The 22,670-nt window shown below is 33.4% G+C and carries 23 protein-coding genes; 8 read left to right on the top strand and 15 right to left on the bottom strand.

Annotated features, from left to right (window positions below; translation table 11 throughout):
- Positions 1-31: 31 nt before the first annotated feature.
- Entirely contained in the window at positions 32-1,672 is a 1,641-nt protein-coding gene (locus KO515_RS15820; protein WP_215937310.1) for an ABC transporter substrate-binding protein, read from the top strand.
- Between the two features lie 50 nt (positions 1,673-1,722).
- Here the strand turns inward: KO515_RS15820 and KO515_RS15815 are convergent, their stop codons facing one another.
- Together KO515_RS15815 and KO515_RS15810 are read right to left on the bottom strand one after the other, a co-directional pair.
- Entirely contained in the window at positions 1,723-2,898 is a 1,176-nt protein-coding gene (locus tag KO515_RS15815) for a GlmU family protein (RefSeq protein ID WP_215937309.1), read from the bottom strand.
- A gap of 148 nt (positions 2,899-3,046) precedes the next feature.
- On the bottom strand, positions 3,047-3,298 hold the full coding sequence (locus KO515_RS15810; RefSeq protein WP_092443965.1) for a type B 50S ribosomal protein L31: 252 nt from the start codon (positions 3,296-3,298) through the stop codon (positions 3,047-3,049).
- Positions 3,299-3,456: 158 nt separating this feature from the next.
- Here KO515_RS15810 and KO515_RS15805 point away from each other — a divergent pair, with 158 nt between their 5' ends.
- The 7 genes from KO515_RS15805 (at position 3,457) to KO515_RS15775 (ending at position 10,546) form a co-directional block, all read left to right on the top strand.
- Complete coding sequence (locus tag KO515_RS15805) at positions 3,457-3,990, top strand: DUF4199 domain-containing protein (RefSeq protein ID WP_215937308.1); 534 nt, start codon at positions 3,457-3,459, stop codon at positions 3,988-3,990.
- Between the two features lie 44 nt (positions 3,991-4,034).
- The gene (locus KO515_RS15800; RefSeq protein ID WP_215937307.1) at positions 4,035-4,988 is read left to right on the top strand and encodes a glycosyltransferase family 2 protein; all 954 of its coding nucleotides are present in this window, start codon (positions 4,035-4,037) and stop codon (positions 4,986-4,988) included.
- Positions 4,989-5,061: 73 nt separating this feature from the next.
- Positions 5,062-6,789 carry a phospho-sugar mutase gene (locus KO515_RS15795; protein ID WP_215937306.1) on the top strand — a complete coding sequence of 576 codons (1,728 nt, stop codon included), beginning with the start codon at positions 5,062-5,064 and terminating at the stop codon, positions 6,787-6,789.
- Positions 6,790-6,792: 3 nt separating this feature from the next.
- Entirely contained in the window at positions 6,793-8,619 is a 1,827-nt protein-coding gene (locus KO515_RS15790) for an ABC transporter ATP-binding protein (protein ID WP_215937305.1), read from the top strand.
- 370 nt (positions 8,620-8,989) lie between these two features.
- On the top strand, positions 8,990-9,532 hold the full coding sequence (locus tag KO515_RS15785) for an RNA polymerase sigma factor (RefSeq protein ID WP_215937304.1): 543 nt from the start codon (positions 8,990-8,992) through the stop codon (positions 9,530-9,532).
- Positions 9,533-9,603: 71 nt separating this feature from the next.
- Positions 9,604-10,107 (top strand): hypothetical protein, encoded by a 504-nt coding sequence (locus KO515_RS15780; protein WP_215937303.1) that lies wholly within the window; start codon positions 9,604-9,606, stop codon positions 10,105-10,107.
- Between the two features lie 7 nt (positions 10,108-10,114).
- A complete protein-coding gene (locus tag KO515_RS15775; protein WP_215937302.1) occupies positions 10,115-10,546 on the top strand; it encodes a Spy/CpxP family protein refolding chaperone in 432 nt (143 codons plus the stop codon).
- Between the two features lie 44 nt (positions 10,547-10,590).
- Here KO515_RS15775 and KO515_RS15770 read toward each other — a convergent pair whose 3' ends face one another.
- The 13 genes from KO515_RS15770 to KO515_RS15710 all read right to left on the bottom strand — a co-directional run bounded on the left by KO515_RS15770 (position 10,591) and on the right by KO515_RS15710 (position 22,659).
- Positions 10,591-11,673 (bottom strand): WD40/YVTN/BNR-like repeat-containing protein, encoded by a 1,083-nt coding sequence (locus KO515_RS15770; RefSeq protein WP_215937301.1) that lies wholly within the window; start codon positions 11,671-11,673, stop codon positions 10,591-10,593.
- A gap of 59 nt (positions 11,674-11,732) precedes the next feature.
- Positions 11,733-12,308, bottom strand: a complete 576-nt coding sequence (locus tag KO515_RS15765; protein WP_215937300.1) for a DUF6702 family protein — start codon at positions 12,306-12,308, stop codon at positions 11,733-11,735.
- Positions 12,309-13,385 carry a YHYH protein gene (locus tag KO515_RS15760; protein WP_215937299.1) on the bottom strand — a complete coding sequence of 359 codons (1,077 nt, stop codon included), beginning with the start codon at positions 13,383-13,385 and terminating at the stop codon, positions 12,309-12,311.
- A 152-nt stretch (positions 13,386-13,537) separates the two neighbouring features.
- Positions 13,538-14,233 (bottom strand): SCO family protein, encoded by a 696-nt coding sequence (locus KO515_RS15755; RefSeq protein WP_215937298.1) that lies wholly within the window; start codon positions 14,231-14,233, stop codon positions 13,538-13,540.
- Complete coding sequence (locus tag KO515_RS15750) at positions 14,202-14,828, bottom strand: toxin-antitoxin system YwqK family antitoxin (RefSeq protein ID WP_215937297.1); 627 nt, start codon at positions 14,826-14,828, stop codon at positions 14,202-14,204. Before KO515_RS15750 ends, KO515_RS15755 begins: the two co-directional genes overlap by 32 nt.
- Before the next feature lie 12 nt (positions 14,829-14,840).
- The gene (locus KO515_RS15745; RefSeq protein ID WP_179352521.1) at positions 14,841-15,623 is read right to left on the bottom strand and encodes a YHYH protein; all 783 of its coding nucleotides are present in this window, start codon (positions 15,621-15,623) and stop codon (positions 14,841-14,843) included.
- A 73-nt stretch (positions 15,624-15,696) separates the two neighbouring features.
- Positions 15,697-16,833 (bottom strand): YHYH protein, encoded by a 1,137-nt coding sequence (locus tag KO515_RS15740; protein ID WP_215937296.1) that lies wholly within the window; start codon positions 16,831-16,833, stop codon positions 15,697-15,699.
- A 65-nt stretch (positions 16,834-16,898) separates the two neighbouring features.
- Complete coding sequence (locus KO515_RS15735; RefSeq protein ID WP_215937295.1) at positions 16,899-18,107, bottom strand: YHYH protein; 1,209 nt, start codon at positions 18,105-18,107, stop codon at positions 16,899-16,901.
- A gap of 51 nt (positions 18,108-18,158) precedes the next feature.
- Entirely contained in the window at positions 18,159-18,680 is a 522-nt protein-coding gene (locus KO515_RS15730; protein ID WP_215937294.1) for an EF-hand domain-containing protein, read from the bottom strand.
- 27 nt (positions 18,681-18,707) lie between these two features.
- Entirely contained in the window at positions 18,708-20,294 is a 1,587-nt protein-coding gene (locus tag KO515_RS15725) for a carbohydrate-binding domain-containing protein (RefSeq protein WP_215937293.1), read from the bottom strand.
- Positions 20,295-20,432: 138 nt separating this feature from the next.
- Positions 20,433-21,035: a hypothetical protein gene (locus tag KO515_RS15720; RefSeq protein WP_215937292.1), complete on the bottom strand. Its 603-nt coding sequence runs from the start codon at positions 21,033-21,035 to the stop codon at positions 20,433-20,435.
- A gap of 4 nt (positions 21,036-21,039) precedes the next feature.
- Positions 21,040-22,017 carry a YHYH protein gene (locus KO515_RS15715; protein WP_215937291.1) on the bottom strand — a complete coding sequence of 326 codons (978 nt, stop codon included), beginning with the start codon at positions 22,015-22,017 and terminating at the stop codon, positions 21,040-21,042.
- A 9-nt stretch (positions 22,018-22,026) separates the two neighbouring features.
- On the bottom strand, positions 22,027-22,659 hold the full coding sequence (locus tag KO515_RS15710) for a hypothetical protein (RefSeq protein WP_215937290.1): 633 nt from the start codon (positions 22,657-22,659) through the stop codon (positions 22,027-22,029).
- Between the last annotated feature and the right edge of the window lie 11 nt (positions 22,660-22,670).

Raw genomic sequence — 22,670 nt, 5'->3', positions numbered from 1 at the left:
CAAGTTGGCAAATTTACAACATATAAGTTATATGCTAAAACTCACACCATTCTTATTCAATAGATTACTTTTTGGAGCCTTTGTAGTCATCATAGTTTCTTGTTCTTCAAATGAAAGCGAACCGTTAGACCATCTCGTTTTTAGATACAATGAACACAAAAGTATAGGCTCCTTAGATCCTGCTTTTTCAAAGGATTTAGCAGATATATGGGCAACACATCAGTTGTTTAATGGTTTAGTACAAATGGACGACCAACTTAATGTAAAGCCTTGTATTGCTAAGAATTGGACAATTACAGACAGTGCCAAAACCTATACGTTTACCCTTAGAGATGATGTGTTTTTTCATAAAAATGAATTATTTAATACTTCGAGCAACCAAGACTCTACACGACATGTTACCGCATCAGATTTTGAATATAGCTTCAATAGGCTGAAAGATAAAGCCATTGCTTCACCAGGAAGTTGGGTTTTAAATAAGGTCGAAAACTTTTCAGCTATAAATGATTCTACATTTCAAATTAAACTAAAACAAGCTTTCCCTGCCTATTTAGGGTTATTAACCATGAAATATTGTTCAGTGGTTCCGAAGGAAATTGTAGAACATTACGGAAATGATTTTAGATCACATCCTATTGGTACCGGTCCTTTTAAATTTAAACGTTGGGAAGAAAACTTGAAATTAGTCTTTAGGAGAAACAACCACTATTTTGAAACAGACTCCACAAACCAACAATTACCTTATCTTGAAGCGGTTGCCATTACTTTTTTACCAGATAAACAAAGTGAGTTTCTACAATTTGCACAAGGAAATATTGATTTTGTTTCTGGTTTAGACGGCTCCTACAAAGATGAAATTTTAACCACAGTTGGACAATTAAAACCGAATTATGCTGATGATGTTACAATGATTCGCGGTCCCTATCTCAACACAGAATATTTAGCGTTTTACATGGATACTAAAGTAAATACCATTCAATCCCTAAAATTGAGAAAAGCGATTAACGTTGGGTTTGACCGTAACAAAATGATGACGTATTTGAGAAATGGTATTGGGATTCCTGCCAATGGTGGTTTTATTCCTAAAGGTTTACCAGGTTATGATTCTAGCATAGGATTTGAATATAATCCGGAATTAGCAAAACAATTAGTTTCAGAATTTAAAACAGAAACCGGAATTAAAACTCCTGAAATCACACTTACAACCACTAGTAATTATTTAAGCTTTTGTGAATTCATTCAACGTGAGCTTCAAAAAACAGGTTTAGTGGTGAATGTTGATGTTATTCCACCTTCAAGTTTAAAAGATGCTAAAGCGAATGGGCAAGTCGATTTTTTTAGAGCCAGTTGGATAGCCGATTATCCGGATGCAGAAAACTATTTATCGTTATACTACAGTAAAAATTTTGCACCCAATGGTCCAAACTATACCCATTTTAAAAGTGCTGAATTTGACACCATGTATGAAGCTGCCTATTTAGAAACAGATTATGAAAAACGAATAGCACTCTATACTAAAATGGATTCTTTAGTTATGGCTTCTGCACCAGTAGTTCCGATGTTTTATGATGAAGTGGTTAGGTTTACTCGCAAAAATGTTTCAGGTTTAGGCATTAACGCAACAAATTTACTAGAATTGAAATCCGTTAAAAAGGCGGAACTTAAGAACTAAAAATATTAAACCCGTTCAAAACATAAGATACATTGACGAAATTAGGAATGTTATTTTTTTCTATACTGTTGGGTTTCTTCAAAAACATGGGTTAAAATTGCTTTGTCTAGCTCTGTAAATTCTTCTTTACGTCGTCCCATTACAACCTCTGCCACTTCAAATGCCTTATCGGTTTTATAGGTTACAAAACCTTTGCTTCCACCCCAAGAAAAACTTGGCACAAAGTTTCTAGGAAAACCACTTCCAAAGATATTAGCGCTCACTCCAACAACAGTTCCTGTGTTAAACATGGTATTGATACCGCACTTACTATGATCTCCCATCATTAATCCGCAAAACTGCAAGCCAATTCTCGCAAAACCTTCAGTTTGATAATCCCAAAGTCTAACTTCGGCATAATTATTTTTTAAATTACTCGTATTGGTATCTGCGCCTAAATTACACCATTCACCCAAAACAGAATTTCCTAAAAAGCCGTCGTGCCCTTTATTAGAAAAACCAAAAATCACAGAATTACTGACTTCACCACCTACTTTACTATGTGGTCCAACGGTTGTTGGTCCATAAATTTTACTCGCCATTTTCAAAGTTGCATTATTACATAACGCAAAAGGGCCTCTTACAATAGAACCCTCCATCACTTCTGCATCTCTTCCAATATAAATTGGTCCAGTACTCGCATTAAGTGTTGCAAAATTTAAGGTGGCACCTTGTTCTATAAAAATGTTTTCAGGATTAATAGTATTTACACTCGCAGGTATGGGTTGTGACTGTCTATCTTTTGTAATAAGATTAAAATCTTCAATAATGGCATCTCCATTTAATGCAAAAATATCCCAAGTATGTTCAATTTTTAAAAGATCACCTTCAAATTCAATTGCTTCAAAAGTTGAAAAATCACTCACCTCCTCACCTTCTTTAACGAAAAAAGCAATAACATCTTCCCCTTTAAATAACGCTTGATTGTGTTTTAAATTTTTCACCACCGCTACCACTTCCATATTAGGCAAAAAAGAAGCATTAATCATAATATTATGTTCCATTTCAACCATTGGAAACTTATCGGCTAAGTAATCTTCGGTCACCGTTGTTGTGGTATATTCAATATATGATTCCCATTTCTGACGTATGGTTAAAATCCCTACACGTAGGTCTGCTACTGGCCTTGTAAAAGTAAATGGTAACAGGTTATTGCGATAAGGACCGTCAAATAATATATAATTCATGGCGCGTTTTTATGGTTGGGAGTTGAATTAAGAAACGTAACGTTCATCATTTCAACTTTAATATAGCATCAAAAATAATGTAATTGCCCAAATAAAAAAAGCCTTTCTGAAAACAGAAAGGCTTTTAATTATATCAATTGAGCGAAGCTTATTTTTTAAACTTAGCGTATTTGTTTTTGAACTTATCAATACGACCAGCTGTATCTACTAATTTAGATTTACCTGTATAGAATGGGTGAGATGTTCTAGAAATCTCCAATTTCACTAATGGATATTCAGTACCATCAACATCGATAGTTTCATTTGTATCTGCTGTAGATTTTGTTAAATATACCTCTTCGTTAGACATATCTTTAAACGCTACTACTCTATAATTTTCTGGATGTATTCCTGCTTTCATCACTAAATGCTTTAAATGTATTCGATTTTTCGAGGTGCAAATTTAACCATTTTTTACAAATCTACAATCTTTTTGACAAATTTTATTTCGTAAAAGTATGTAACATTTATGTAACTTTGGATACTAACTAGATAATTAACCAAAAACTTATAATTATTATGGATAAATCCTTGAAATCTTCGGCCGTTAATTATGGCCTTTATTTAGCGCTAATCCTATCATCTTTTACTATAATTGGCTACGCTGTTTATCTCGACTTATATATACAATGGTGGTTTGGCATAGGTCAAATGTTACTCGTTATAATTTTTGGAATTATATCTGCCATGAGTGCAAAAAAACTTTTAGGTGGTTTTATTAGTTTTAAAGATGCATTTACTGCGTTTTTCATTACAATTGCTGTAGGTGTATCAATACCTGCGGCTATAGGATTCTTTATTTTTAATATTGTAGATACTGATGCTGCTGCGATTTTACAACAGAAAATAATAGACAATCAGTTAGCAATGATGGAAAAATTTGGAGCACCACAAGCATCTATTGATGAAGCTATGGAACAAATTCAAAAAGAAGAGAATTTCTTCTCTATAGGAAACACTATTAAATCAATTGCCTATCAGCTTGTCGGCTTTAGTGTTATTGGACTTATTGTTGCTGCTGTTACAAAACAAAAAGATCCGCACGAAGCTTAAATAATTTCTTTATTTTTGAAATGTAGAAATTAGACTTTAACCTTATGGATATATCAGTAGTAATTCCACTACTTAACGAAGAAGAATCTTTAAAAGAATTACACGATTGGATAGTATCAGTGATGCTATCCAATCAATTTTCTTATGAAATTCTTTTTATAGATGATGGTAGCACTGATAAATCGTGGCAAATTATTTCTGAACTTGCCGACTTCAATCCAAAAGCAAAAGGCATTAAATTCCTTAAAAATTTCGGTAAATCTCAAGCCTTGCATGCTGGTTTTGCCAAAGCTGAAGGTGATGTTGTGATTACTATGGATGCGGACTTACAAGATAATCCGGAAGAAATCCCACAACTTTTTAAAATGATTAAAACGGATGGTTTTGATCTTGTTTCTGGCTGGAAAAAGAAACGCTACGATTCCTATTTCTCTAAAAATTTACCTTCAAAATTATTTAACTGGGCAGCGCGACGAACATCTGGTGTCGTATTAAATGATTTTAATTGTGGCTTAAAAGCCTACAGTAATACCGTTGTTAAACATATTGATGTGTATGGAGAAATGCATCGCTACATTCCTGTACTAGCTAAAAACGCAGGTTTCACTAATATTGGTGAAAAAGTAGTACAACATCAAGCTCGTAAATATGGCCATACTAAATTTGGAATGAATCGTTTTGTAAATGGTTTTTTAGACCTAATCACTATTTGGTTTATATCACACTTTGGTAAAAGACCAATGCATTTATTTGGGGCACTTGGTGTTATTATGTTTTTTATTGGTTTTGCATTCGCCTCATATTTAGGCATTGATAAATTATTTTTAAATCCAACAGGACGTCTAATTACAGACCGACCACAATTCTATATTGCTCTTTCTACTATGATTATTGGTTCACAATTGTTTATTGCAGGTTTTCTCGGAGAACTTGTTTTACGCTCTAACCGTCAACAACAACGTTATTTTATAAAAGAACATTTGAATCTACCACAATAAGACAATTTTGTTTCACAACAAGACATATTAAAATATTGAATTGTTTATTTTTGTTAATAAATCCATTATATCCATGATACACATTAAACCAGAAATTTTAGAACGCGTAAATTCTTGGCTAACACCAACTTTTGATGACAATTCTCAAAAGGAAATAAAGCAGATGATTGCCTCTAACCCAAAAGAATTAGAAGAAAGCTTTTATAAAGATCTTGAATTTGGAACTGGTGGTATGCGAGGTATTATGGGACTAGGAACCAACCGAATTAACAAATACACTTTAGGAAAAAACACTCAAGGCTTAAGTAATTATTTAAAGCAATCGTTTCCTAACGAAGATATTAAAGTGGCTATTGCCTACGATTGTAGACACAACAGTAAAACGTTTGGAAAGCTCGTTGCTGATGTATTTTCTGCCAATGGTATTAAAGTCTTTTTGTTTGAGGATTTAAGACCAACACCAGAATTATCATTTGCTTTAAAACATTTAAACTGCCATTGTGGTATCGTTTTAACAGCATCTCATAATCCACCGGAATACAATGGTTACAAAGTATATTGGCAAGATGGAGGGCAATTAGTACCACCACAAGATGCTGCTGTAATTGCAGAAATAAACCGTTTAGATTATTCTGAAATTAAATTTGAAACGAATTCAGATTTAATTCAATATATAGGCAAGGATGTTGATGACGTTTTTATAGATGCTTCTGTAAAAAATGGCAGTTTTGATACTTCAAAAGAAGCTAAAGAAAATTTAAATATTGTATTTACGTCTCTTCACGGTACCTCTATCACAGCAATTCCAGAAACACTAAAGCGCGCAGGCTATACTAATGTTAATATTGTAGAAGAACAACGTGTCCCTAATGGAGATTTTCCAACAGTAGTATCTCCAAATCCAGAAGAGCCAGAAGCATTAAAAATGGTAATGGAATTAGCTGAAAAAGTAGATGGAGATATTGTTATTGGTACAGATCCCGATTGTGATCGTTTAGGAGTTGTCGTTAGAAATTTAGAAAATGAATTGGTAATTCTGAATGGGAATCAAACCATGATTTTAATGACGAATTTCTTATTGAAGCAATGGAAAAACTTAGGGAAAATTAACGAGAATCAATTTGTAGGTTCTACCATAGTTTCTACTCCTATGATGTCTGTTTTAGCCAATGCTTATGATGTAGAATGCAAAATAGGTCTTACAGGGTTTAAGTGGATTGCTAAAATGATAAAAGACTTCCCAACCATGGATTTTATTGGAGGTGGTGAAGAAAGTTTTGGTTTTATGGTTGGTGATTTTGTCCGTGATAAAGATGCTGTAACTTCTACTTTATTAGCTTGTGAAATTGCCGCTCAATCCAAAGCAGAAGGTAAAACAATGTATCAAAGTTTAATTGATTTGTATGTAGAGCATGGCTTCTTTAAAGAGCGCTTAATTTCTTTAACTAAAAAAGGAATTGAAGGTGCGCAAGAAATTAAACAAATGATGGTTGATGCCCGAAATAATCCATTAAAAGAAATTAATGGCGAAAAAGTGGTCTTAATTGAAGATTACCAATTGTCTATTTCTAAGAACCTTCAATCAAATGAAGAGACCACTATAGATATTCCAAAATCTAATGTATTAATATATTATACTGAAGATGGGAGTAAAATAGCTTTAAGACCAAGTGGTACTGAGCCTAAAATAAAATTTTATATCAGCGTAAATGCAGATCTTGACAATACGGCAGACTTTGAAAAAACGGAGCAATTGTTGGATGAGAGAATTGATGCTATTCTAGCAGATATGAAATTATAATAGATGAATTACATAAAGAAACTCATACCTTTTGCATTACCGTACAAAAGGTATGCGTATTTAAACATATTTTTTAATATTTTATATGCCCTTTTTAGCACACTTTCTTTTGTTGCTTTAATTCCAGTATTAAAAGTTATTTTCAGTGATCAACGTGTTTTAGCAAATAAGCCCACATGGCAAGGCTGGTTAAAATTACAGAATTACGGTGAAGATTACCTTAATTACTTTATGGTTGATAGCATAGAAAAGTATGGTGATTTTAAAGTGCTGATGATGATGGTAGGAGTCATAATTAGTATGTTCTTACTCAAGAATATTTCAAATTATCTAGCCATGTACTTTATAACATTTTTAAGAAATGGGGTCTTAAAAGATATACGAAATAAACTCTACGATAAAATCGTAACATTGCCATTAGCTTTTTATTCAGAAAAAACGAAAGGTGATACGATATCTCGAGTCAGTGCAGATGTAAACGAGGTTAGAAACTCATTCCTCGCCATACTTGAAATGATAGTGCGAGAACCGCTTACTATATTATTTTCTTTGGTAACCATGTTAATTCTTAGTCCAAAACTGACGTTATTTGTTTTGGTATTTATACCTATATCGGGTTTTATTATTTCAAAAATTGGTAAATCGCTAAAGAAAGGTTCATTAAAGGTTCAAAAAGAGCAAGGTGTCTTTCTATCCGTTTTGGAAGAAACTATGGGAGGTTTAAGAATTATCAAAGCCTTCAACGTAGAAAAAATGTTTGCAGGTAAATTTGAAGACAGTAATGACAGGTATTATAAATATTCTAACAAATTACTCAACAGACAAAATTTAGCATCTCCGTTAAGTGAATTATTGGGTATTATTGTTATTGGAGTGCTACTCGTTTATGGTGGTTACCTCGTTTTTGTAGATAAAACCATGGACGCTAGTTTCTTTGTTGGGTATATTACATTAGCCTACAATATTCTTACACCTGCAAAAGCAATAGCAAAAGCTAGTTATAGTGTAAAACGTGGTGATGGTGCTGCTAATAGAATTTTAGAGTTTTTAGAAACTGAGAATAATATTGTAGAAATTGAGACCCCTACTGAAAAAGACACATTTGATAGAGATGTTGTTTTAGATGATGTTTCTTTTAAATACGAAAATCAATATGTCTTAAAAAACTTTAGTTTAACAATCCCAAAAGGAAAAACTGTTGCTCTTGTTGGGCAATCTGGAAGTGGTAAAAGTACAATAGCTAACCTCGTTACCCGTTTTTATGACGTAAACGAAGGTACTATTGCTATTGACGATGTCAACATAAAGAATCTTTCTAAGAAATCGTTGAGAAGCTTTTTAGGCTTGGTTAATCAAGATTCAATTTTGTTTAACGATACGGTGGCGAATAACCTAAGAGTTGGAAAAGAGGATGCGACTGATGATGAAATTATAGACGCCTTAAAAATTGCGAATGCTTGGGAATTTGTTGAAAACCTGGATCATGGCATTCATACCAATATTGGCGATTCTGGAGGTAAAATTTCAGGTGGACAAAAGCAACGTATTAATATTGCACGTGCCGTTTTAAAGAATTCTCCAATCATGATTCTAGACGAAGCCACCTCTGCATTAGATACTGAAAGCGAACGTGTTGTGCAAGATGCCTTAGAAAATATGATGAAAAATAGAACGTCTATCGTTATTGCACATAGACTTTCTACAATACAGAATGCAGATCTAATTGTTGTAATGCAAAAAGGTGAAATTGCTGAACAAGGTACACACACTGAATTAATAGCCCAAAATGGGGTTTACAAAAAATTAGTGGAAATGCAGAGCTTTGAGTAACGCCTGCCATGTATTAGAAAACAAACTTAGATTAATAATTTAATACTCTGAGTAAGTCATTTAATTTATAAATCACGAATTATCTTAAATTGAACACATAAAAAAAGGATGCACTACCATATGCATCCTTCTCTTATTGTTACCAGATTTGGGGAACTGATAACGTTTAATAGGTTAAGCTTGGACAAACATAGCGTAAATTAAATTTGAAAACAAGAAAACACTGCATTTTATCGTTAATTTTTGCATTTAATCGAATTAAAGCTACCTAACACACTCATTATCAGCAACAACTAAACATTTAGTATTTTGTAAACATGCCAATTAAACTTTTAGTAATTTTCTAAGTCTTAATATCAAATAGTAGCAATTGACTAACGAATCGGAATTTATAACGCGTTTAAAAAATCCTTCAACAAAAGAAGCGGCCTATAGAGAACTATTACAACTCTATAAGGAACGTTTATATTGGCATATTCGTAAAATTGTAATTAACCATAATGATGCTGATGACGCCCTTCAAAATACATTCATAAAAGTGTATCGTAGTATTGATAAATTTAAAGGGGAAAGTCAATTATTTTCTTGGTTGTATAGAATTGCCACCAATGAATCTATTACACTTATCAATAAAAATGCGAAGCGCTTACAAATTACCAACGAAGAACATCAAACAAGAGCTATCAATAATTTACAAGCAGATGTTTATTTTGAAGGAGATGACATTCAACTCAAACTACAGAAAGCCATAGCAACATTACCTGAAAAACAACAATTAGTATTTAATATGCGCTATTTTGATGATTTAAAATATAAAGACATGGCAGAAATTTTAGACACCAGTGAAGGAGCCTTAAAAGCATCGTATCATATTGCTGCTAAAAAAATTGAAGCCTTTTTGACTTCAGATTAAACCATTTTAATAATTTGAAGTCTTAGTAATAGAAACAGTATAAATGATTTCGGATATTCCGAAAAACAAACATGAAAAAAAACAATTTACATAACGTTAAATCTCCAGGTTTTAAAACACCCAAAACTTATTTTGAGTCGTTTGAAGCAGACTTTTTTGAACGTTTAAATGAAAAAGAAGCTATTACGTCTTCAGAAGTTTCAGGTTTTACTGTTCCTGATAATTATTTTGACACTGTTGAAAGTAAAATTTTAGATGAAATTCAAAACAAAAAGGAAACACCTGTTATCAACTTAAAACCAAAAAGCAGGTTTTATTATTTTGCTGGTATTGCTGCAAGTATTGCACTTTTATTTAGTTTAGGATTTAATAACGATAACATTACTATAGATAACTTAGAAACTGAAATTCTTGAAAGTTACTTATACCAAGAAGATTACACTAATGACGATTATGCCTCTTTGTTTAAGTCTGATGATATTTCGGTAACCGATTTTATAGATATAAATATTTCAGATGAAACACTAGACCACTATTTTGAAAACGTGGATACAGAAGACCTAATTTTTGAATAAAAAGATTATGAAAACAATACACACACTCATTCTTACTTTATTTATTTCTACAAGCATATTTGCACAAAAATTGGATAGAGAAAAAATTAAAGCCTTAAAAATTGCACACATCACTGAGCAATTAAATTTAACAGAAACTGAAGCACAGAAGTTTTGGCCAATTTATAATGCCAATGAGGATGCTGAAAGCAAACTAAGAGAAAATTCTACGAATAGAAGAAAAGACATGAACGTAGAAGAACTCTCAGAAAGCGAAGCCAAATCTTTACTCTTAGCCATGGAGAAAGTTGAAAAACAAAAAGTAGAATTACATTCTAAAATGCTAAATGAGTTATTAGAAATTCTGCCGGCAAAAAAAATAATTAAAATGTACCAAGCAGAACGTTCTTTTAGACAAAAAATGTTTGAAGAATATAAAAAACGCCACTCTAAACAATAGTGTGTACTAAAAAAATATAAAGGAAGCACTAAGGCTTCCTTTTTTTATTCTCTAAAAGTTAATTTACTGATTCTACCCTTACCTGCAGCATAGGCTGTAGAATCATTTAAAAACCGAATGGTGTAAAAACCTTCATCACTTAAATGTCTCCAAGAGTCGCCAGCATTATTACTATAGTCAATACCTTTAAAACCAATAGCTATTAATTCTTTGCCGTTTGAGTTGGGCACATACTGCACACAGCTTCTGTAACCAGGTCCTTTACCGCTAGCAACAATTTCCCAAGTTTTTCCACCATCTTTGGTTCTCATTTTATTTTGTAAAGTATCGTTTGGTTGGGTATAATCTCCTCCTATAGCAAATCCATTTTTTTTATCATAAAAATCTATAGAGTATATCCCTGTAGTTGCTTTACCTTGAATGATTGGAGTATCAAAAACGTCCCATGTTTTACCTTTATCTGGCGAATACAATATTCTGCTCGACTTACCACCTGTTGCTACCCATGTGTGATCTCCAATAATTGCTATATTGGTATCACTTGCTGCAAACGCGGCTTCACCCTCTTTAGCTTTTGGTAAATCATCACACGATAATTTTGTCCAAGATTCACCACTATCTCTTGTGATAATAATACTCATACAATTATCTGTTGGATCTCCAATGGCAATACCTTCTTCATCATTCCAGAAGTCCATGGAATCATAGAAGGCTTTGGGATGGGTTTCTTGGTACACTAGTTTTGGCTGTATTTCTAAACCAAAATAATCATTCTTACTTAACTTATATAAATATGATGGACTAGAAACTGACATAAAAAAGTAATCTTTCGTTGTCTCTGCAATAGATCTGAATTCTAACATAGGTTTTGCTAAGGAATCATAGCTTATTATCTTTATATTTCTGAGTGGATCAATACCGTCCATATATGACATACCAATTCCTGAATTATTTCCTGCGAAATAGAATTTATCATTCTCACCTATTTCCAAAGCTCTAACGCTTAATTCTGAATCTTCCCAAAGCATTTCAAAATTAACTTTTGAAAAATTTCTGGATTTTAATTGATCTTCAGACTTGCAAGAGACAATTCCAATTAATAAAAGACAAAAAATAATTAATCGCATAACTTTAATTTTCTCTAAAAATAGAAAAGCTTTGCGATAATACGGTTAAGACGTTGAAATTATAATTGCTTCTTTTTAATCCAGAAGGAAATCACAAAAACTAAAAACAGGAGTAATAGTAAGCCCGTTTTCTTTTGACTCATACTACTAGAGGAATTAGGTGCCATCTTGAAGGATTCTAAATCTAAAGATGTTATAAAATTTATATGTTCTTTTTGAAACAAAACATTATGGAAGTTTTCTTGATCCTTATAAATGTTGAACATCATGGTATTTTTTATATCATCGAATTCAGTTCCCTCGAATAAAAAAACAAAATTGGTTTGATGAGAATGTCCCTTATGAGAAGCGTCATTAACGGACAGTAATTTTAAACTAGAACCGTTATTTCTAATTTGAAAATTATTCTGGACATATTCAAAAAAAGCAGTATCAAAATCATTTTGACTTTTAGCGTTTTCTAATCCTGGAGAAGCGTCTATAAGTGCATTTCTTATGCTCCAAGGAAATTCAGCAGTTACCTCAACTATAGCTTCCTTTTGCTGAATTGTAAAAAATGCTTTGTTAGCATCATGAGCAAAACTGAATGTTGACAGCGTGACAAAGATAAAAAGTAAGAAACGAGAACGCATCATTTAATTGTTTCCTATTTTAAAATCTTGAGATGGTGTACCTCTAAAATATCTTGGGATGCTTGGAAATTCATCTGTGAGAACGTAATAATAAGTTCCTGATGGGTATTCTGGAGTAACCCCAGTTCTTCCATTAGCTTCATCTAGTGTTCCATAACTAGAACTATATTCGTAATCATTAGAATATACACCATCATATACTCCACAAGGTACTGTAATACCATCTCCTCCTCTACTGCCCGATTTTAATTGGTAACTCGATGTCATTTCCACAATAGAAGAATTATTATTTGAAGCCTCCGCATAGGCATATTTGTAATATATAGGAAATCCGTCTGCGGCATACCCAATTAATGTCATTGCATTTGTCGGTACATTTAGAGCTTCTAAAAACAATATTGGGGAACCATGATAATGATATTTCCCGGTTGGCTGCACGTGTGCACTATTACAATCTAATCCTAAATTAACGTTTAAGGCTTCTAGGTTCCATTCCCAATTCACGTTGGGGTCTAAAATACCTTCATGCGGAAAAGGTTCTGCTGCTACAGGATCTAATTCCACTCCATTTAATAATATACCAAAGGCATATTGCGGACCTACATTTGCCCCATTACCCGTTGTAGATAATAAAGGCGTGAATGTATTGGCTGCATCTGGATATAACTCTAAGGTATAGGTTTCATTTTGTTCAGAAATAGCATTTGGATTTAGAGACCCTATGCCCATTCCAAAACGTCCAACCATATGTTCTGGAATACTATTAGAAGTTATAATTCTATTAGAGCCAGAAATGATTTCATTATAAGCATTTGAAAAAGCTAGTACTTCATCACAGGCTCCTCGCGAACTATCTAGAACTTGATCGGACTCACAACCGGTATCATCTAAATCTGAATTATCAGCAACGTAACCTTCAGGTTGTTCACATGCTTCAATTCTAACATCTGGATTACCGAGCGAATCTTCATCAAAATCCTGATACCACGTTGATTCCGTGCATGGTGTATCTTCGTCGCTCGAACAAGAAAACATAGTTAAAATCGCAAAAACAGCTACGAGTTGAGTTTTTATTGTCATTTTTTATAATTTGATTTAGTCGTTAATGTTGTTTTACGACTTATAAATGATGATATCGTTTAATAGAAGTTAAAATAGAAAAGCTTTACTGTATTTCAGCAAAGCTTTTCAGTAACCATAATCAATCAATCAAATAAAACTAGGTCATCACTCTAGTTTTCTTTTTTCAAGGCTTTAACATCTATTATTAACTGTTGGATCGATGCTCTATTTAATCCGTTATAGATACCTCTTATATGTTTGTTTTTATCTATGAGTAAGAAGTTCTCGGTATGCAAGAAATCGTCAATACTCTTAGATTCTCCTAAATCGTTTTCAACAAAATAATGATCTCTACCTAGTGCATAAATTTCAGTTCTATCACCTGTAACTAGATGCCATTTATCAGCTATAACATTATTATTATCGGCATAGGTTTTTAAAACAGAAACGGTATCAGTATTTGGCATTACAGAATGCGATAATAATAACACGTCGTTATCTTCTTTAAATTCCTCTTGTATTTTTGCCATATTATCCGTCATTTTAGGACAAATACCAGGGCAGGTTGTAAAAAAGAAATCTGTTATATATATTTTATTTTCAAAAGTATGTTGTGTAATCGTATCGCCGTTTTGGTTTATCAATTCAAAAACAGGTATTTTATGAAAATTACGCTCTTCTTCTGTACCAGGTGTCAACCAATGCGGTGTAAAAGATTCATCTTGATAAAATGGTAGATATTCTACACGACTCGTTTCAACAACTTTACTATTTTCTTTTTTGATTTGCTCTTTACAACTTAGTGTAATTGCAAATAAAAAAAGAAATAGGACTCTATATTTTTTTATTTCTAATAATAACTTCATCTTCTAATCTATTGCATGAATTTGCTCTTCTCATACCAAAAATACGTCCATTTTTAGCTTCGTAATTAACATATAATTTTCCGTTAGCTAACCACGCTTTTTGAAAACCGTCTTCTCTGCCGTCAACAAGATGTCGCAATTTAGCTAACTGACCTGTGGCATACCATTGTTTGTCCTCTCCTTGCTTTTTACCATTTTCATAATAAGACAGACTTGCTAACGTATCATTTTCCCACCATGTTTTATAATCACCAGACAAACGGTTGTTTTTATAGTAAGATTCTACTTGAAGCTTTCCGTTATTAGTCCAGCGTTTAGCAACACCTTCTCTTTTTCCATTACTAAACCCCCATTTTTCTTCTAAAGTTCCATTTGGATAATACTTTAAGGAATACCCATTAAAAGGCTTGTCTTTATAAAACCATTTTCCCTTATTACCATTATGGACTAAGTCTTCTTTTAGCACTTCAAAATCATTTATAACAATAGGCTTTTCAACTGCTTTAACGCTATGATTCGTTGTATTAGGCTCTGTTTGTTTACAACCTACTATTGAAAACCCAATAAGTATAAAAAAAACAGATAGTTTTTTCATGGTTTCCGTATTTTAATACCCTTGAAATGGCCCTGCAAAAAGCACAATAGCTTCATCATAGCCATATAATGGTGCATTATACTCTTCATTAATTATATGATAATGATAAAGCGCTTCATCCTCATATTGTGTAATAGACGTGTGTCCACCTGATGCATCTAAATCTGTTGGATAAGTACCCGTAGAATTACATTTTCGTCCATAAATAAATACACCATCTAGTAATATACCTACCAATTCTTCATCATCATTACTAATCGTTCTAGGCTCTAAATGATAATGGTATACGCCTGGCCCTTTATGTGCGCCATTAAAATCTAAACTTCCTGCAGCTTGGTCTAAATCTCCACCGCCTTCTTGATCATTAAAAATTGAGGCACCACTAACTGCTATACCTATCGTATTTAATTCTGTGGCAACTGTAGCACCTGTTAAATTTGGCGTTGCATCTACTGTAAAACTTGCAGCTTCACCAGTACCACCTCCTATATATGTATCTTGAGTTGTTTTAGTCACTGTTGGTTCATCTATATAAAGTGAATTACTCGGGTCCCAATAAATTGAAGTATGGTTTGGATAGCCTGTTGTTTCAATATAGATTTCAGTACCATCATCAGATAGGGTAACAATCACAGCATCTGAAAACTGCTCAAACGCACTACTTAATTCTGTTATACCTGTTTCTTCACTAGTATCATCATTATCCGTAGTGTCTAAACTGTCATCACTAGAACATGCTAAATTTATAGAAGCACAAACACCTAACAACATTAAAAATTTAAATACGTTTTTCATATTTTTCTGTTTAATTGATTTCATATATATAGTTAGGTGCGTAATTTCAAAAAAACTTGCGCTTTAGTTTAAATTATTTTCTATTACGCTGAGAGCCTTGTCTTTTACCGCGATTTTCTTTTTGTAATTCGGCCTCTGTTATGTAACCATCTCCATTAGAATCAATTTCAGAAAACGCATCCACTAAAGGTCCTTTTACTTCGTCTTTAGAGAGTTTTCCATCTTTATTAGCATCCATATTTGATATGATAGTCTTAACATTAGGTCGCTGAGCTTGGTCTCGTCCACCACCTCCATTTGGTGGTCCTTTTCGTTCTTCATTTTCAAATTCGCCCATCAAACATCGGCTTACATAAGGAAATTCATTAGTTACGACATACATATACGTGTCATCAATCATAATTCCATTACACTCATCTAAATCGCCATAACCAGCTACATATTCAAAATCTGACGTAAACGTACCATCATGATGGCCACCAACAGCCACATCGATATGTTGCCCTGGATTCTCGTACACGCAGTCCTCGCCTTCCCTATTGCCATCGAGTGGTTTAAAACTAGATTTATAGGCACCACTTTTAGAATAATATATAGGAAACCCATCGTGAGCGAATCCAATATGCACTAAATCTTCTCCTGAATCGAAATTTTGAATCACTGAAGTTGGAGAACCATGATAATGATATGCTCCTGTAGGCTGTACATGGGCATTATTAAAATCAAGACCTAAATCTATGACATCCTGAAAGGCTTCAACACGATAATTTTCACCTGTTTCGCATTCGACAACCTCAGCTGTACCAGGTTCAAATTTGATACCATTAAGGGCAATTCCAGGTTCTCGAACCCATTGTGCTTTCCCTGTATACTCAGGATATAAAGGAAAACTATAAGTTTTGTTCTGTTCTGAAATAGTATTGGGATTCCCTTGATTTGGAAATTGACCCGTTTTATGATTAGGCAAAGCATTAGTGACCATAACTCGTTTATCTGAAGTTATAGTCATCTTTGTTTTTGTCCCAAAGTTTTCATCTTCTAATTCATACGAACCAAAATAACGGGTTTCATTATTAGATTCTGATACGACGTCATGAGAATGTGATTCTAAACCATCATGAGTATGTTCTGTTGTTTTTCTGTGACTATTACAACCCAGCAGACACAACACACCAACTATGGTTAGTGCATTACATATTCCATTTTTCATTTTAAGATTATTTTAGATATTAGAAGGTCTACCTAGAAAATGAACCTCTTCTTCCTAACGCGTATTTAGCCTTTGACAGACATTGATCCACTTGCTCCGTGTAAACAACCTAAAACTTGATTGCTACCTGCAGAACCTGCATGATAATGATACCCTCTTACCTCATCGTAATGACCATTACAATCGTCTAAATCTGTGCTTGCTTTACCATCAGCATTCTTATGTGCATATATACCAAAACCATCCATAGCATAACCAACCATAGGTGCATGAGCATCGTTTTGCGCTACTTCTTTAGTCGCACCAGTAACAGCATGGTAATGATAACCTGCATGTGGATTAACATGACCACCAGCATCATCTAGTGGCGCTAAAGTATGTGCAGCTAAAATTGCATGCGTTGGTGCTGGAGCTTCAAAATTAACGCCATTAAAAGCAATACCTATCCCATCTCTTCCTAAAGCATTAGATTTTTCTAAATATAAGGGTTTCACAGGGATATAATATGTAGATTGTTTCTCTCTATAATAGTCGGGTAAACACTCTACACAGTAATTATGATACTGCTCTTCAACATCTGGCTTAGCAGCTCCTTCACATTCTTCTTGTGTTTCCGTTACTTTTACAGAACCATCTTCTCTAAATAAAGCCCATTCTGCATCACTATAAAATTCTTTTAGGTTAGCAATAAAGTGCCCATCGACATCATAGACCTTATCGTCTTTAAACCATATACCTCCTTTATCCTTTCCATCTTCAATATGCGTTGGACACCATGGCCCCATTTTATGCTCTTGAGGCTGAGAAGCCGTTGTAATAACATAACAAAGTGCTTTTGTACCATTACTTAAGGTATGCTCTTCTTGAGTTATTTCTGACAATAAACTTTCTTTAATAAATAGAGAAGAATCGACATTTACAGTGACTGCAAAATCTCTTTGAACATTATCTTCACTTTCAGTGTTATTTTCTCTAGGACCTCGGCGCTCTGGTCTAGGCGCATTTTCTAACTCTTCTTTTGTAAGAAACCCATCCTTATTCGTATCTATCTTAGCGAAATCATCTAATAAAGGCCCTTCAACTTCAGACTTTGCCAATTTTTCGTCATTATTGGCGTCCATCTCGCTAAATAAATCAGAAACACTTGGTCCCCCTTGTTGTTGTGGTGGGCTGTCGATGCTTTCATCATTTGAATTTGTATTTGATTTACAACAAACAAACGTGATAGCGATTACTACTAAAATAAGAGACTTTAAAAATTTAAATTGATGCATAAAACGTGATTTAAGTGTTCGATTTATAATTTAAAACTAATCTTACAATTCTTAACGATTTTTTTTGTTTTTCTTTTTATTATCGTCTTCATCTTTTGAATAGAAGGCTTCTAATTCATCTAAATCTAATTGAGAATCATCATTTGTATCTATTTCATTGAAATTATCCATTAAATCTCGTTTGTCTTTAGCCGCAACTTCTAATTCATTTAAGAGCCCATCTTCATTTTGATCGACTTCTTTTAAAAGTTTTTTTGCTGTTACTTTTCTAGGACCTTCACGGTTTAATTCAATTTCGAGCTCTTCTAAATCAATAAAACCATCTTCGTTAGTATCTATTTCATCAAAATCCTTAGCTATTTTTCCTCGTTCATCTTCTACAGCTTCCACTTTATCAATCTTATCATCGTTATTAGTATCTAACAATTTTAATATTTCTGTAGCGTCTGGTTTTTCTCCTTCTGGTGGCCCACCTTGTCCACCTCCTCTACCTCCACCCGGTGGACCTTGTGCAAAAGCAATGACGTTTATGAATACCGCTAAAATTGTTAATGTTACTTTGATACTATTCATTTTTATATGTATTTATTAATTTTAAAATTAATGAACTCCAGGACCACTCGTATTAGGTTCTCCTGTTGGTCCCATTTCTCCACCTATTTGTGTCACTGTACTACTTATAGTAAATGAATCCCCAGAATCTGCGCCTCCACTATAGGTACCTGAGGTGTATAATCCATTAACTTCTATTCCATTACTTACACTACCACCTGTAAATATTTTATAGGTTTGTCCTGTTTCTAATTTTGCATTAGAATAAATAACAGTATTTACGCTATACGGCACCTGATAAGTAAGGGCTTCCGTACCATCTTCAGATTGAATGTTTAATAGTTGATTCGCATTTATTCCATCAAAAATGACCGCATTTTGTGTGCTCTCGCTTTCTGTTGGGAATGAGGTATTCAGCGCTAACCCTAAAATAGTACCTCCTGTTATTTTAAATAAGCCATCGTCACAGTCAAAACTGCCATCAGGCTCATCAGTTCTTACAGCTATAGCAATAGTTGTACCACCTGTAATGGTAATACCTTCGTTACTATCTATAGCATCGTTAAGTGTACTATAAACATAAGTATTTCCACCGTTAATGTATAACGTTCCATTTGCATTAAGTCCATCATCATACGCCGTAATATTTATGGTCCCATCATTAATCGTCATTATGCCTTTAGACTCTATACCTTCGCCTTCAGTTGTATTAATCACAAAGTCACCGCCATTTATAGTCACATTAGGTAAAATAGAATCGTCAGGCTCTTCTTCTTCATCAATATCATATGATGCTACAATGCCGTCATCGACAGTATTTATTGTAAACGCCCCATCGTTTATAATAATATAGCCCTCTTCACAATCCATACCATCGCTACTTGCTGATAAATTGAGCGTACCACCATCTACAATGATGTAATCGTTGGTATGTATAGCATCTGAAGCCGCTTCAGTAACCGTTATTGTTCCACTGATAACTCTAACATAATCGTCACTAGCAATACCATGCTTGTAAAGTCCTGCTACGTTTAAAGCTCCCGAACCACTAAATACCAATTGTCCTTCGCTAAAAAATGCTGCTTTAGCATCTTCATCATCTGGAATATCACTGTAGACTGCGGCATCGGTTAAGTTATTTATACCTTCTAATATTACAAAAATAGTTTTTGAAGATTGAATGTTAATCGCAGGACCATCAGCGTTGGTAATACTTAAATCACTTAATGATAATTTGAATTTTTTATCACTATAAATTTTCAACATACCATCAGTTGTTGTACCAGACACCTCGTAAGCTACTTTTGAAATCGTTGAATTAATAGTGATATCTGCTCCGTCTTGGGTAATAACAACATCATCAGGAACAGGATTTACAATTGTAACAGACGTATTGGAAAATACAATTTGAACCGTATCTTCAAAGGTTGCATTTTCTACTAAATCATCCTCATCATAACCAGTATTATCAGTATCACCTTCTGCTGTACCAATAACATTAGTATCGGTTATAGTAATATCTTCTGATAGTGATATGGACGTGGTAGCATCCTCATCATCATTGCTACATGCATTAAATGTCAACAATGAAACACTTACTATTAAAGCTACTGTTATAAATCTATGATTTTTCATGTTTAAAACGTTTAGGTTATATAACTTTAGATGCCATTAAAAAATAAAACTTGCGTTTTCTTTTTATTGTTTTAAAAAAAAGCCTTGTGATTTCTCACAAAGCCTTTAACAATCAAACAACTTAAACAAATATTATTTTTAGTGCGTTTTAGATAGAAATATTTTGTGCATTACAACAGCTAATGGAATCAATGCAATACACCATAAATATCCTTTTTTAAACGGCGTTGTACTTATTACCATTTCATTATCTATAAATTTATTATAAGCCGTAAAATTATTGGCTTCATTTAAAATAACCTTACTCGTTTTTCCATTGAGAATTAATGAAAAAATAGTTTGATGATGTTCATTTTCCTTAAATGCATTGATATGTGCTTCTAATGATTCAAATTCTAATGGTAATTTTGTGGTTACAAATTTCATATTTGTTTGATGCTTTCCCAATTTCAAACCACCATCTAAAAGCTCAACTTTAACATCATTTATTATCAAAAAAAAGTGCGATTTAATATAGTTAACAATCAACTTTTTATAATTTTCACTGGACAGATTACGTATTGCCTCCTCTGTATAATTTTGAAAAACGGCTTCGTGTAAACCAACTTGACTCAAATTAAGATTAACTATACCAAAGCCATCCTTCACCTCTAAATAATACATTGCAGATAATGGATTATGAGCATAACTTGTTTGCATGAACAACATAATAAAAAAGCAAAGGCCTACGATTTTTTTCATAATATTATTGAAACGAAAAATTACTATTAGCTGCAACTCCTTTTAAACACTTTGGAACATTTGGAGCATCGGTATTACTCGCTACATAATGATACACACCTTCTGAAAAATCTGTTGTTATTGCGGTTCTACCACCACACTCATCTAAATCAGAAGGCTCTATTGCATAAGCATAAATAGGGAATCCATCTTTAGCAAAACCTATAAGCTTTGTATCTTCAACCTGATTCACCAATGTACATGAAACATCAGTTATATCGTTTGCTTCCAAAACCTGATTCATAGTTTCCGCTACAAAATGCCAGTGGTAATAACCTGCAGGATCGTGATGCCCTCCACAAGGATCTAAGGAAGGAATATTACCTGCCACCTCATTTCCAGGGTTTGCTACAGAAGGAGGATCTCCATTTATTGGGACGCCATCTACTGAAACACCTATCAACTCAACCGTACTAATTGTATTATTTGACGACGCAAATACCGGATTCGTAGGAATTAAAAACGTTAATAATAGGTTGTTATTAGGTGCAGCTTCTAAACAATATGAAAAATCCTGATTTACAGGACCTGAAGCAAAATCATCTGTATAAATATTACCATTATCATCAATTATATCATAACCATCTGCTTCCATAGCGTTAAACAAATCAGCTTTCATTACTTGAAACCCAGGGTTTGTTGTTCCGTCATAGATCCCTAAACCCCCAACATCATTAATTGTCTCAGGGCAATATGGACCATTTTCTACAGGATTACTTGTAAAAACTAATTTATAACACTCCCCTGAAGAACCATTTTCCATAGTACAATCTACTTTTTCATAAGACACTAAAGACGTTGCATTAAAATATGATTCTGCAATCAACTCATCTGTAGTTACTTCATCGTCCTCTGAGGTATCGTTATCATCACTACTACAAGCAAATGATATTAATAGCAAAATGACAAACCCAAATTCTTTATATGCTAGTTTAATTTTCATGCTTATAGATTAGTTATTTCCCTTTAACTTTTTTCTTTCACTGATACTATGAACCAAAAGTCCTAAAGCCCCCAATACAAATAATATTAAAATCATATTTAAGGACGATGAACTCAATGTTTTTTCTTCAACACGAATAAATTTATGTCCTGTTGATTCAAGTTTCAGAATATGGTTATTGTCTTTTGTTAGTACAAAATTATCTTTGTCATAACCTTCTTTCAAAATAACGACTGCACTTTTGTTATTATATATGTCTTGAAAGGTTTTATTTTCAACTACAACAGAAGAGATTTCTTTAGGCACGCCTTCAAGTTGAAATATGACTTTAGTCTCATGTCCTAATTTAACCAAACCTTGACTTAAGGTGACGTCATTTTCACCATTGAATTCTATTTCTAAATTATTCTTAACATGGGCAATAACCATCTCACGAAACTCCTCTGGCGAACTGTAAGGCGTCTCGGCATAATGCAATTTAATTTCCTGTTGAAAGGCCGTTAACGACGCACTAATCTGAAGTATCCATACATTGTTACTATTTTCCACTAACATAGTTGTAGAAATTTCTGGCTGATGTGCTTTAACCGATTGTGTAAACAACAGCAATCCTAAAACACAAAATGACAAGATTCTTTTCATAAGACACCTTT

Source organism: Winogradskyella psychrotolerans (genome assembly GCF_018860545.1).
Classification (GTDB): domain Bacteria; phylum Bacteroidota; class Bacteroidia; order Flavobacteriales; family Flavobacteriaceae; genus Winogradskyella; species Winogradskyella psychrotolerans_A.
Note: the sequence above shows the minus strand (reverse complement) of the source record. Positions and strands in the feature narration are given on the sequence as shown.